This is a genomic window from Polynucleobacter acidiphobus (assembly GCF_003065385.1).
In the GTDB taxonomy this organism is placed as follows: domain Bacteria; phylum Pseudomonadota; class Gammaproteobacteria; order Burkholderiales; family Burkholderiaceae; genus Polynucleobacter; species Polynucleobacter acidiphobus.
The window spans coordinates 29,368-42,513 of the sequence record NZ_CP023277.1 but is presented as its reverse complement, the minus strand read 5'-3'; the positions used below and the strand labels follow the sequence as shown (position 1 = coordinate 42,513).

The following is a 13,146-nucleotide window of genomic DNA, read 5'->3' as shown; positions in this document are numbered from 1 at the left end:
TCAGTTGCGCTCCATGTCAATGTCAATACCCAACGAACGGATTTCCTTCACCAGAACGTTGAACGATTCGGGCATGCCAGCATCAATCGTGTGCTCACCCTTGACGATGTTTTCATAAACTTTGGTTCGGCCAGTGACGTCGTCAGACTTCACAGTGAGCATCTCTTGCAAGACATAAGAGGCGCCATACGCTTCTAAGGCCCAAACTTCCATCTCACCAAAGCGCTGTCCACCAAACTGGGCTTTTCCGCCTAGAGGTTGCTGTGTGACCAAAGAGTATGGTCCGGTTGAGCGAGCATGCATCTTGTCATCCACCAAGTGATGCAATTTCAAAACATGCATCACACCAACGGTAACTGGACGCTCAAATGCGTCGCCAGTGCGTCCGTCATACAGGGTAATTTGTTGACGCGAAGGGGTCATATGCAAGCTCTTTGCCTGATCATCGGGATAAGCAAACTCCAGCATCTTGCCAATCTCGTTCTCGGTAGCTCCATCAAAAACAGGAGTTGCAAATGGCAAGCCGTTCTTCAAATTACTGGCAAGCTCCAGAATCTGCTCATCGCTAAACTCATCAATGTTTTCTTGACGACCCGTTTCGTTATAGAGTGTCTTAAAGAACTTTCTGAGATCAGCTACCTTGGCTTGTTCTTTGAGCATGGCATCAATGCGCTTACCAATACCCTGCGCAGCCCAACCCAAATGGGTCTCCAGAATTTGGCCCACGTTCATCCGTGACGGGACGCCCAAGGGATTAAGCACAATATCAACGGAACGACCATCGGCCATGTAGGGCATATCTTCGACTGGAACAATCTTGGATACGACGCCCTTGTTACCGTGACGTCCTGCCATCTTGTCGCCAGGCTGCAAGCGGCGCTTAACAGCCAAATACACCTTCACCATCTTAGTAACGCCTGGAGGCAACTCATCGCCTTGGGTCAGCTTCTTACGCTTTTCCTCAAATGCTGCATCAAATTGCTTACGCTTTGCCTCAATCGAAGCTTTAATCGCTTCGACCTGCGTAGCGACGTCTTCATCCGCTGGACGAATATCAAACCAATGGTAGCGATCTAACTCTGACAAATACTCTTTCGTAATCTTGCTACCTTTCGCCAATTTCTTGGGGCCACCATTCGCAGTTTTATTTAAGAGTAATTTTTGTAGACGATCAAACGCATCACCCTCAACAATCCGTAACTGGTCATTAAGGTCTAAACGATAGCGTTGGAGCTCTTCGGCAATAATCGATTGCGCACGAGCATCACGCTCGATACCTTCACGGGTAAATACCTGAACGTCGATAACCGTCCCACTCATACCGGAGGGCACACGCAAGGAAGTATCTTTTACGTCAGAGGCTTTTTCGCCAAAGATTGCGCGCAATAGCTTCTCTTCTGGGGTCAGAGTGGTCTCGCCTTTTGGCGTTACCTTACCAACCAATACATCGCCAGCCTCAACTTCGGCACCGATGTACACAATACCGCTTTCATCAAGGCGTGCCAATTGGGATTCGGCCAAATTGGAAATGTCCCTTGAGATCTCTTCCGAACCCAATTTGGTATCACGCGCTACAACCGATAGTTCCTCAATATGAATCGAGGTATAACGATCATCCGCCACAACCTTCTCAGAAATCAAAATAGAGTCTTCGAAGTTGTAGCCGTTCCAAGGCATAAAGGCGACGGTCATGTTTTGACCCAAAGCCAATTCACCTAAATCGGTTGAGGCGCCGTCTGCAACCACATCGCCACGCTTGACATGATCACCCACTTGAACGATTGGGCGTTGGTTAATGTTGGTATTTTGATTCGAGCGAGTGTATTTCGTGAGGTTATAAATATCCACACCTACTTCACCAGCTGCGGTCTCATCGTCATTCACACGAATCACGATACGATTTGCATCGACATAATCAACTACACCACCGCGTGTTGCCATCACCACAGTTCCGGAGTCGAGGGCCACAATGCGCTCAAGACCTGTGCCAACTAATGGCTTGTCAGGGCGCAGGCAAGGAACCGCTTGACGCTGCATGTTTGCACCCATCAACGCGCGGTTTGCATCGTCATGCTCCAAAAATGGCACGAGGGAAGCTGCCGCAGAAACGATTTGGCTGGGCGCAACATCAATGTAATCAATCCGCTCTGGACCAACCATCATGGTCTCGCCTGCTTGACGAGCAGATACTAATTCGTCTGCCAGCTTACCGTTTTTATCAATGGTCGCATTCGCCTGAGCAATGGTGTACTTCGCTTCTTCAATCGCCGACAAATACTCAACCTGATCGGTTACCTTGCCATTACTTACCTTGCGGTATGGCGTTTCAAGAAAACCGTGCTCATTTAATCGGGCAAACAAAGCGAGTGAGTTAATCAAACCAATGTTTGGTCCTTCAGGTGTTTCAATTGGACAAACGCGGCCATAATGGGTTGGATGCACATCGCGTACCTCAAAACCGGCGCGCTCACGTGTTAATCCACCAGGTCCCAATGCCGAGATACGACGCTTATGCGTAATTTCGGACAATGGATTGGTTTGATCCATAAATTGCGATAGCTGCGATGAGCCAAAGAACTCACGAATTGCCGAGGAAATCGGCTTGCTATTGATTAAATCATGAGGCATCAAATTCTCGGTCTCGGCTTGACCAAGGCGCTCTTTAACAGCGCGCTCAACACGTGATAAACCGGCACGAAACTGATTTTCTGCTAACTCACCAACACAGCGGACACGACGATTACCAAGGTGATCGATATCGTCAACCTCGCCTTTACCATTGCGAAGATCAACCAAAATCTTGATGGTGTCCATGATGTCTTCATTCGAGAGCACCATGGGGCCTTCCATCTCACTGCGACCCAAACGGCTATTGACCTTCATACGACCAACGCGCGAGAGGTCATAAGAGTCTTCGCTGTAGAACAAGCGTTGGAACAAAGCCTCAACAGCATCTTCAGTGGGCGGCTCACCAGGACGCATCATGCGGTAAATAGCAATGCGAGCGGCGGTTTGATCAACTGTCTCATCCATGCGCAAGGTCTGCGAGATATAAGCGCCGCAATCTAAGTCATTGGTATAAATGGTCTCAAATTGCTTAATGCCGCTTTCACGAAGTTTGGCCAACAGGTCTTCGGTAATCTCGTCATTCGCGCTTGCCAGTACTTCGCCAGAATCCGGATCGACAATATTTTTAGCGACCACACGACCAATTAAAGAATCATCCGGGACGGTAATAATTTTGGTTTTAGCAGCCTCAAGCTCACGAATATGCTTTGCATTGATGCGCTTGTCTTTTTGAACAACTACAACGCCGTTCTTGTCCACAATATCAAATCGAGCAACTTCACCACGCAAACGCTCTGGAACAAATTCCATCGATGCGCCGGACTGCGAGAGTGTGAAGTGGTCAAAATTAAAGAAGTTTGCCAAAATTTGCTCATTGTTTAAGCCAATCGCTTTGAGCAAAATGGTGACCGGCATCTTGCGACGACGGTCTACCCGGAAGTACAAAATATCTTTGGGATCGAACTCAAAATCCAACCACGAGCCACGATAAGGAATAATGCGCGCGGAGAACAAAAGCTTCCCTGAACTATGGGTTTTGCCTTTGTCATGCTCAAAAAATACACCGGGCGAACGATGCAGCTGAGAAACAATCACACGCTCGGTGCCATTGATCACAAATGAACCGGTATCGGTCATCAGGGGGATTTCACCCATGTAGACTTCTTGCTCCTTAACCTCTTTTACCTTATGGGGCGCTTCGCGATCATTAATGATCAAGCGAACTTTAGCGCGCAATGCGGAGTGATAGGTCAAGCCACGCTGTTGACATTCTTTGACATCAAATGGTGGTGGCGATAATTGATACGAAACATATTCCATGCGCGCATATCCATTGTTGGATACGATCGGGAATATCGACGTAAATGCAGACTGAAGTCCTTCATTCGCTCTTGCGGTTGCGGGCTTGTCAGCCTGCAAAAATTTAGCGTAGGACTCGAGCTGGGTTGTAAGCAGGTATGGAACCTGGTGATTATTGGGTCGCTTAGCAAAACTCTTACGGATGCGCTTGCGTTCGGTGAAGCTATAGTTCATTTCATCTCCGATGGCAGCGACTGAGCAAAGATTTGGCGGCTGGCCTCTACCAGCCTCTGGCGGACAGCAAAACAATTAAATTGTTATGCCCGACCAAACTTGTCTTCTGCAGTCGTATCAGAAGGCAAACCAGATTTCAGACTTACATCAGTAAATATGAGATCTGGTTTGACCACTGAGGATCAAACCACGGAGAGCCCGTGAGCCCTCCGGCAATCTCAAAATTACTTGAGTTCGGCTTTTGCGCCAGCGTCTTCGAGCTTTTTCTTAGCCTCTTCCGCTGTTTTCTTATCAACACCTTCTTTAATTGGTTTTGGTGCGCCATCGACCAAATCTTTGGCTTCTTTCAAGCCAAGGCCCGTGATCTCACGAACCGCCTTAATAACACCAACCTTGTTGGCACCAGCCTCGAGGAGATTTACAGTGAACTCAGTCTTTTCTTCAGCAGCAGCTGCACCACCGCCGCCACCAGCAGGTCCTGCTACAGCCATTGCTGCCGCAGAAACACCAAACTTCTCTTCGAATGCTTTGACCAAGTCATTCAAATCCATTACGGACATATTGCCAACTGCTTCAATAATTTCTTCTTTAGTAATTGCCATTTTTAGCTCCTAAACTGTATTAGTTAATCCTGCGCATTAAGCAGCAGGAGTTGGGTTGTCTTGCTCGGGTGCAGCACTGACCTCAGGTGCTGGCTCAGCGGCAGCTTCAGCAACCGGTGCGGCCGCTACAGCTGGCGCTCCATTTGCTTTTTGCTCTGCCACAGCACCAAGAACACGAGCCATTGCCGATACGGGCGCCTTCATCACTCCCAATAGCATCGAGAGCAATTCTTCGCGTGACGGAATCGTCGCTAGTTCTTTAACACCGTTTACATCCAGTACTTTGCCGTTATAAAAGCCTGCCTTAATGACCAATTGGTCTTGGCCCTTAGAAAACTGATGCAATACCTTTGCCGGAGCAACAGGATCTGCAGAGATTCCATAAATCAAGGGTCCAACCATTGAGTCGCCAAGTTGCTCAAACGGTGTTCCTTGCGCAGCACGACGTGCCAATGTGTTCTTCAATACACGAAGATAAACACCTTGGGAACGTGCATTGGCACGCAAGGTGGTCAACTCACCCACGGGAATCCCGCGATACTCGGCAAGCACCACTGTTTGAGCCGCAGCCAATTGAGCGCCGACATCAGCCACAATCGCTTTTTTGTCTTCTACATTCAAAGGCACGGTTTAACTCCTTCTCATTCCGACCGTTTCCAGTCGGGGTTACACACCAGCGTCTGATTTGTCTATCGCGGGGTGTGCCCGAAATATCCTTACAGGGTCGCCATCTAGGTTGGTTATCGCTCTCGCAACAATTAAGAACTCGTCAAACAACACTTTGTTCACCAACGGTCTTTGATGTTCGAGTGCCAAGGCACTCGACCCAAAGTTTTTTTACTACGGGCTTATGCAGCCTGCAGTGAAGCTTGATCGACACGCACACCAGCGCCCATCGTGCTGCTCAGTGCGATCTTTCTTAAATAAATCCCTTTTGATGCGCTTGGCTTGGCTTTATTTAAAGCATCAAGTAAGGCCAGTAAATTGGTCTTAAGAGCAGTTGGCTCAAAAGAACGGCGGCCAATCGAGGCATGCACAATTCCAGCTTTATCAACTCGGAACTGGACCTGGCCGGCCTTCGCATTCTTAATTGCAGTGACCACATCGGGGGTCACGGTGCCCACTTTTGGATTAGGCATCAAACCACGTGGGCCCAATACCTGTCCCAAAGTTCCAACAATCTTCATCGTATCTGGGGATGCAATCAACACATCAAAATTGATGTTGCCACCTTTAATTTGTTCGGCTAAATCTTCCATGCCCACGATTTCGGCTCCTGCTGCCTTGGCCTGTTCAGCCTTTTCGCCCTGAGCGAAAACAGCAACGCGCATATGCTTACCAGTACCAGCGGGCAGCACAACCGCGCCACGAACAACCTGGTCAGATTTCTTTGCATCAATGCCTAACTGAACGGCAACATCAATGGACTCATCAAACTTCGCTGTTGCACACTCTTTCACCAATGCCAAGGCATCATCTAATGGATAGAATTTATTTCGATCAACCTTGGACTGAATCGCTTTCACGCGCTTTGATAATTTAGGCATGTTTAGACTCCTTCCACAGTAATGCCCATCGAACGGGCGCTGCCAGCCACAGTACGTACAGCAGCATCCAAATCAGCGGCTGTTAGGTCGGGCATCTTTAACTTGGCGATCTCTTCAGCTTGGGCGCGAGTAATCTTGCCAACCTTATCGGTATGAGGCCGGGGTGAACCCTTCTCAATTTTTGCTGCCTTCTTAATCAAGATAGTTGCGGGGGGAGTCTTCATCACAAATGAGAAGCTCTTGTCCGCAAAAGCAGTAATCACGACTGGAATTGGCAAGCCGGGTTCCATGCTCTGAGTTTGAGCATTAAACGCTTTACAGAATTCCATAATATTCAGACCGCGCTGACCTAATGCAGGACCAACGGGTGGGGATGGATTTGCTTTACCAGCAGGAATCTGCAGCTTGATAAAGCCAATAATTTTCTTTGCCATACTTGCTCCAAAAAAGCGCGCTAACCAATTGTGTTAACCGCTGTTGAGTAAACGCTTCACCAGAATTGGCGTGTTCTGGATCCGCTCCTCGCTAACTACTTGATACTTCTACAAATTACATCTTCTCCACTTGGCCGAATTCAAGCTCAACGGGAGTACCGCGACCGAAAATTGTAACAGAAACACGGAGTTTTGACTTCTCATAGTTCACTTCTTCCACATTTCCATTGAAATCGGTAAATGGGCCTTCTTTGACACGAACCATCTCACCCACCTCAAACAGGGTCTTAGGCTTGGGCTTATCTACCCCAGCCTGCATTTGGTCCATGATTTTGCTAACTTCTGCAGTCGAAATTGGGGATGGGCGATTGCGAACGCCGCCCACGAAACCAGTAACTTTGGGCGTATTTTTGACCAAATGCCAGGTTTCATCAGTCATTTCCATCTCAATTAATACATAACCGGGGAAGAATCGACGCTCAGAAACGGCCTTTTGACCTGATTTAACTTCTACCACTTCCTCCGATGGAACCAATATTCGGCCAAACTTTTCAGCCATGCCGGAGCGAGCAATCCGCTCTTCAAGCCCCTTCTTTACACTCTTTTCCATACCAGAATAGGCATGGATTACATACCAGCGCATATTGCCAGTTGCCTGAGGGTTGGAAACCATATCAGCATCAACCATATTGCCTCACTTCCAGCCTAAAAAGATTGAGAACACGAGCCATTCGACCAATTTATCAATTAGCCATAAAAAGAGCGCCATGATTAGAACGAAGCCAAACACGACAAGAGTCATGCGGGTTGATTCTTGGCGGGTTGGCCAAACTACTTTTTTTACCTCTAGCCAAGAGTCTTTGCTGTAAGCTATAAAACGCTTACCGTCAGCTGAAAATGCCATCAAAATAACTGCGAGAGCAATTCCGCCCAATAATGCGCCAAGACGAACCCAATAGCCTTGGTCAATCAGGGTGTAATAAAGAACCAATGCAGCGATCACAATAGCAACCGCTACAAGGCTAACCCAACCTGATTTTTGCTCCGAGCTGTCTATCGTTTGTTGTGACATTTACAAATCCACTTACTTAATGCTGGCAGGGGCGGAGGGCATCGAACCCCCAACCTTTGGTTTTGGAGACCAACGCTCTGCCAATTGAGCTACGCCCCTAATTCGTTCTTAAGCCAAAATCTTCGCAACCACACCCGCACCGACGGTACGACCGCCTTCACGGATTGCAAAGCGCAAGCCCTCTTCCATCGCGATGGGGGCAATGAGCTTCACGGTGATGGTGACGTTATCGCCAGGCATCACCATCTCTTTGTCCTTTGGCAACTCAATCGAGCCAGTGACATCGGTGGTACGGAAGTAAAACTGAGGACGGTAGTTGTTAAAGAAGGGGGTGTGACGACCGCCTTCATCTTTGGACAACACATAAACCTCAGCGGTAAAGTGGGTGTGGGGAGTAATCGAGCCGGGCTTGGCTAATACTTGGCCACGCTCGACTTCCTCGCGCTTAGTACCGCGCAAGAGGATACCGACGTTATCACCGGCTTGACCTTGGTCGAGCAGTTTACGGAACATCTCGACGCCAGTGCAGGTGGTCTTCAGCGTTGGCTTAATACCCACGATCTCAATCTCTTCACCGACTTTTACAATGCCGCGCTCGACACGACCGGTCACCACGGTGCCACGACCGGAGATCGAGAACACGTCTTCGACTGGCATCAAGAATGCGCCATCAATCGCACGCTCAGGATTGGGGATATAGCTATCTAAGGCTTCGGCAAGCTTCATGATGGCGCCTTCGCCCAACTCACCCTTGTCGCCTTCTAAGGCGAGCTTGGCAGAGCCCTTGACGATGGGGGTATCGTCGCCTGGGAACTCGTACTTGGAGAGCAGCTCACGCACTTCCATCTCTACGAGCTCTAAGAGTTCAGCGTCATCCACCATATCGCATTTGTTCATAAACACGATGATGTAAGGCACGCCCACTTGGCGGGCCAAGAGGATGTGCTCACGGGTTTGGGGCATCGGACCATCGGCAGCCGAGACCACCAAAATAGCGCCGTCCATCTGGGCAGCACCGGTAATCATGTTCTTCACATAGTCGGCGTGGCCTGGGCAATCGACGTGGGCGTAGTGACGGTTCTTGGTCTCGTACTCAACGTGGGCGGTATTAATCGTAATACCACGGGCCTTCTCTTCAGGAGCCGCATCGATCTGATCGTAGGCTTTTGCTTCGCCACCAAAGAGCTTGGAGAGCACGGTGGTGATTGCTGCAGTTAAGGTGGTCTTACCGTGGTCGACGTGACCAATGGTGCCAACGTTCACATGGGGTTTAGTCCGTTCAAATTTTTCTTTTGCCATTTTGGGTGCCTTGTAATCTACTTAAATCAAATTGAGTCACACTAAAAAATTAACCACAAAAACTGGTGCCCATGGGCAGGATCGAACTGCCGACCTCTCCCTTACCAAGGGAGTGCTCTACCACTGAGCCACATGGGCAGCGCTCTTACATCACACTGCATCGATACTGCACATGAACTACAAAAGCTGGAGCGGGTGAAGGGAATCGAACCCTCGTCATAAGCTTGGAAGGCTTCAGCTCTACCATTGAGCTACACCCGCAGTAAAAACTGCTTAGTTACATCCACTCATACTTCACTTATTCCGCTCTTACTTCTTTTACTGCTCATTCATCTGGTGGAGAGAGTTGGATTCGAACCAACGTAGGCGTAAGCCAACAGATTTACAGTCTGCCCCCTTTAGCCGCTCGGGCATCTCTCCGAGAACCGACCATTTTCTCTTGTTCGGTCACTGCTGTCAATCTGCAAGTCCTTCTTCCACAAGTGAAAACGCCCAGACCGTAGGGGTCTGGGCGTCACACATTGGTGCCCGGCAATTACCTACTTTCACACGGGTAATCCGCACTATCATCGGCGTTGAGTCGTTTCACGGTCCTGTTCGGGATGGGAAGGGGTGGTTCCAACTCGCTATGGTCACCGGGCGTAGAGGGTCGGCTGTTTCCAAAGAAACAACCCAATTTGAGCAAGCAATGTATTACTTGATATCGATAGTGACTTGAATCACGCAAACTTCAGCACAATGGTGCTGGTTATAGGATCAAGCCTAACGGGCAATTAGTATCAGTTAGCTTAACGCATTACTGCGCTTCCACACCTGACCTATCAACGTTGTGGTCTTCAACGACCCTTTATGGAGGTTAAACCTCCGGGAGATCTTATCTTCAGGCAAGTTTCCCGCTTAGATGCTTTCAGCGGTTATCTCTTCCGTACATAGCTACCCTGCGATGCTTCTGGCGAAACAACAGGTACACCAGCGGTACGTCCACTCCGGTCCTCTCGTACTAGGAGCAGCCCCCGTCAAATCTCCAACGCCCACGGCAGATAGGGACCAAACTGTCTCACGACGTTTTAAACCCAGCTCACGTACCTCTTTAAATGGCGAACAGCCATACCCTTGGGACCGGCTACAGCCCCAGGATGAGATGAGCCGACATCGAGGTGCCAAACACCGCCGTCGATATGAACTCTTGGGCGGTATCAGCCTGTTATCCCCAGAGTACCTTTTATCCGTTGAGCGATGGCCCTTCCATACAGAACCACCGGATCACTATGACCTGCTTTCGCACCTGCTCGACTTGTCGGTCTCGCAGTTAAGCACGCTTTTGCCATTGCACTTTAGGCACGATGTCCGACCGTGCCAAGCGTACCTTCGTACTCCTCCGTTACACTTTGGGAGGAGACCGCCCCAGTCAAACTGCCTACCATGCACTGTTCCCGACCCGGATAACGGGCCAAGGTTAGAACCTCAAATAAATCAGGGTGGTATTTCAAGGTTGGCTCCACCAGAACTAGCATCCTGGTTTCAAAGCCTCCCACCTATCCTACACAGACCGATTCAAAGTCCAATGCAAAGCTACAGTAAAGGTTCATGGGGTCTTTCCGTCTAGCCGCGGGTAGATTGCATCATCACAAACATTTCAACTTCGCTGAGTCTCAGGAGGAGACAGTGTGGCCATCGTTACGCCATTCGTGCAGGTCGGAACTTACCCGACAAGGAATTTCGCTACCTTAGGACCGTTATAGTTACGGCCGCCGTTTACTGGGACTTCAATCAAGAGCTTGCACCCCATCATTTAATCTTCCAGCACCGGGCAGGCGTCACACCCTATACGTCCACTTTCGTGTTTGCAGAGTGCTGTGTTTTTATTAAACAGTCGCAGCCACCATTTTATTGCAACCCTTTTGCCCTTCTGTTGTTCACAGTTAAGCTACTTGGGCGTACCTTATCCCGAAGTTACGGTACCAATTTGCCGAGTTCCTTCTCCTGAGTTCTCTCAAGCGCCTTAGAATACTCATCTCGCCCACCTGTGTCGGTTTGCGGTACGGTCTCGTTAGACTGAAGCTTAGAGGCTTTTCTTGGAACCACTTCCAATTGCTTCGTGAGCAAGCTCACTCGTCCCACACCCTTGATTTACGCTACCGGATTTACCTAATAGCCATCTCCAATGCAGGAACCGGGACATCCAACACCCGGACAACTCTCCGCGATCCGTCCCCCCATCGCATCTAACGACGGTCAAGGAATATTAACCTTGTTCCCATCAGCTACGCATCTCTGCCTCGCCTTAGGGGCCGACTCACCCTACGCCGATGAACGTTGCGTAGGAAACCTTGGGCTTACGGCGAGGGGGCTTTTCACCCCCTTTATCGCTACTCATGTCAGCATTCGCACTTCTGATACCTCCAGCATGCTTTACAACACACCTTCACAGGCTTACAGAACGCTCTCCTACCATCACTTACGTGATTCGCAGCTTCGGTAACTGGCTTAGCCCCGTTACATCTTCCGCGCGGGACGACTCGATCAGTGAGCTATTACGCTTTCTTTAAAGGGTGGCTGCTTCTAAGCCAACCTCCTGACTGTTTTAGCCTTCCCACTTCGTTTCCCACTTAGCCAATTTTAGGGACCTTAGCTGGCGATCTGGGTTGTTTCCCTCTTGACACCGGACGTTAGCACCCGATGTCTGTCTCCCGTGCTGACACTCAAAGGTATTCGGAGTTTGCTATGGCGCGGTAATCCGCAATGGACCCCACAACCATTACAGTGCTCTACCCCCTTTGGTGATACACGAGGCACTACCTAAATAGTTTTCGGAGAGAACCAGCTATTTCCAGTTTTGTTTAGCCTTTCACCCCTATCCACAGCTCATCCCCTAACTTTTCAACGTTAGTGGGTTCGGTCCTCCAGTACGTGTTACCGCACCTTCAACCTGGCCATGGATAGATCAACTGGTTTCGGGTCTACACCCAGCAACTAACGCCCTATTCGGACTCGCTTTCGCTACGCCTTCCCTATGCGGTTAAGCTTGCTACTGAATGTAAGTCGCTGACCCATTATACAAAAGGTACGCAGTCACCCCTTGCAGGGCTCCTACTGTTTGTATGCATGCGATTTCAGGATCTATTTCACTCCCCTCCCGGGGTTCTTTTCGCCTTTCCCTCACGGTACTTGTTCACTATCGGTCGATTACGAGTATTTAGCCTTGGAGGATGGTCCCCCCATATTCAGACAGGATTTCACGTGTCCCGCCCTACTTGTCTCTAGCCTAGTACCACACATCACCTTTCGCATACGGGGCTATCACCCTTTATTGCCGGACTTTCCATTCCGTTCTGCTAAATGTTGTGCTATCACTAGAAGGCTGTTCCCATTTCGCTCGCCACTACTTTGGGAATCTCGGTTGATGTCTTTTCCTCTCGCTACTTAGATGTTTCAGTTCACGAGGTTCGCTCCACACACCCTATGTATTCAGATGTGGGTGCCGCAAAAGCGGCGGGTTTCCCCATTCGGAAATCTTCGGATCAAAGCTTGTTTGCCAGCTCCCCGAAGCTTATCGCAGGCTACAACGTCCTTCATCGCCTGTAATCGCCAAGGCATCCATCACATGCACTTATTCACTTGATCCTATAACGAGCACCATTACTAGTACCTGTTACAGGTTTTACTTCTGACATGTTTGCCGTAATCCAAACTTGATAAAACTCATTTGTATTACTGATGATTCAATCACTACCCATACTACTTGTTGTTTGATGCACTCTCAAAGATGCATCAAACGCATTGCTTACTCAAATTGTTAAAGAACAGCCATAAATAGCAAAACAAAACACTGCATCAATGCTTTGTTTTGACATTTAATGATGGTGGAGGATGACGGGATCGAACCGACGACCCCCTGCTTGCAAAGCAGGTGCTCTCCCAGCTGAGCTAATCCCCCATCGACCGCAGTCTGTACCGCCGCTTGATGGTGGGTCTGGTAGGACTTGAACCTACGACCCCCGCCTTATCAAGACGGTGCTCTAACCAGCTGAGCTACAGACCCGTGGCGTTTTTTGTCAACCGATAAGTGTGGGCACTAAAGTTTTAGCATC

General features: G+C 49.3%; 8 protein-coding genes, 6 tRNA genes and 2 rRNA genes. All 16 read right to left on the bottom strand.

What is annotated here, in order from left to right:
* The gene (rpoB, locus tag AOC32_RS00230) at positions 1–4,101 is read right to left on the bottom strand and encodes a DNA-directed RNA polymerase subunit beta (protein ID WP_108507576.1); all 4,101 of its coding nucleotides are present in this window, start codon (positions 4,099–4,101) and stop codon (positions 1–3) included.
* Positions 4,102–4,325: 224 nt separating this feature from the next.
* The gene (gene rplL / locus AOC32_RS00225) at positions 4,326–4,703 is read right to left on the bottom strand and encodes a 50S ribosomal protein L7/L12 (protein ID WP_108507575.1); all 378 of its coding nucleotides are present in this window, start codon (positions 4,701–4,703) and stop codon (positions 4,326–4,328) included.
* 36 nt (positions 4,704–4,739) lie between these two features.
* Entirely contained in the window at positions 4,740–5,330 is a 591-nt protein-coding gene (gene rplJ, locus AOC32_RS00220) for a 50S ribosomal protein L10 (RefSeq protein ID WP_108507574.1), read from the bottom strand.
* 221 nt (positions 5,331–5,551) lie between these two features.
* A complete protein-coding gene (gene rplA, locus AOC32_RS00215; RefSeq protein WP_108507573.1) occupies positions 5,552–6,250 on the bottom strand; it encodes a 50S ribosomal protein L1 in 699 nt (232 codons plus the stop codon).
* Between the two features lie 2 nt (positions 6,251–6,252).
* A complete protein-coding gene (rplK, locus tag AOC32_RS00210; RefSeq protein WP_108507572.1) occupies positions 6,253–6,684 on the bottom strand; it encodes a 50S ribosomal protein L11 in 432 nt (143 codons plus the stop codon).
* A 115-nt stretch (positions 6,685–6,799) separates the two neighbouring features.
* Positions 6,800–7,357 (bottom strand): transcription termination/antitermination protein NusG, encoded by a 558-nt coding sequence (gene nusG / locus AOC32_RS00205; protein ID WP_407675552.1) that lies wholly within the window; start codon positions 7,355–7,357, stop codon positions 6,800–6,802.
* A 21-nt stretch (positions 7,358–7,378) separates the two neighbouring features.
* Positions 7,379–7,756, bottom strand: a complete 378-nt coding sequence (secE, locus tag AOC32_RS00200; RefSeq protein WP_108507570.1) for a preprotein translocase subunit SecE — start codon at positions 7,754–7,756, stop codon at positions 7,379–7,381.
* Positions 7,757–7,779: 23 nt separating this feature from the next.
* Positions 7,780–7,855: transfer RNA gene (locus tag AOC32_RS00195), tRNA-Trp, on the bottom strand.
* Positions 7,856–7,864: 9 nt separating this feature from the next.
* Positions 7,865–9,055 carry an elongation factor Tu gene (gene tuf, locus AOC32_RS00190; protein ID WP_108507569.1) on the bottom strand — a complete coding sequence of 397 codons (1,191 nt, stop codon included), beginning with the start codon at positions 9,053–9,055 and terminating at the stop codon, positions 7,865–7,867.
* A gap of 63 nt (positions 9,056–9,118) precedes the next feature.
* Positions 9,119–9,193: transfer RNA gene (locus AOC32_RS00185), tRNA-Thr, on the bottom strand.
* A 49-nt stretch (positions 9,194–9,242) separates the two neighbouring features.
* Positions 9,243–9,316, bottom strand: a tRNA-Gly gene (locus tag AOC32_RS00180).
* A gap of 73 nt (positions 9,317–9,389) precedes the next feature.
* Positions 9,390–9,475: transfer RNA gene (locus tag AOC32_RS00175), tRNA-Tyr, on the bottom strand.
* 106 nt (positions 9,476–9,581) lie between these two features.
* Positions 9,582–9,695: ribosomal RNA gene (gene rrf, locus AOC32_RS00170) — 5S ribosomal RNA — on the bottom strand.
* A gap of 112 nt (positions 9,696–9,807) precedes the next feature.
* Positions 9,808–12,679: ribosomal RNA gene (locus AOC32_RS00165) — 23S ribosomal RNA — on the bottom strand.
* Positions 12,680–12,916: 237 nt separating this feature from the next.
* Positions 12,917–12,992: transfer RNA gene (locus AOC32_RS00160), tRNA-Ala, on the bottom strand.
* 28 nt (positions 12,993–13,020) lie between these two features.
* A tRNA-Ile gene (locus tag AOC32_RS00155) sits at positions 13,021–13,097 on the bottom strand.
* Positions 13,098–13,146 lie beyond the last annotated feature (49 nt).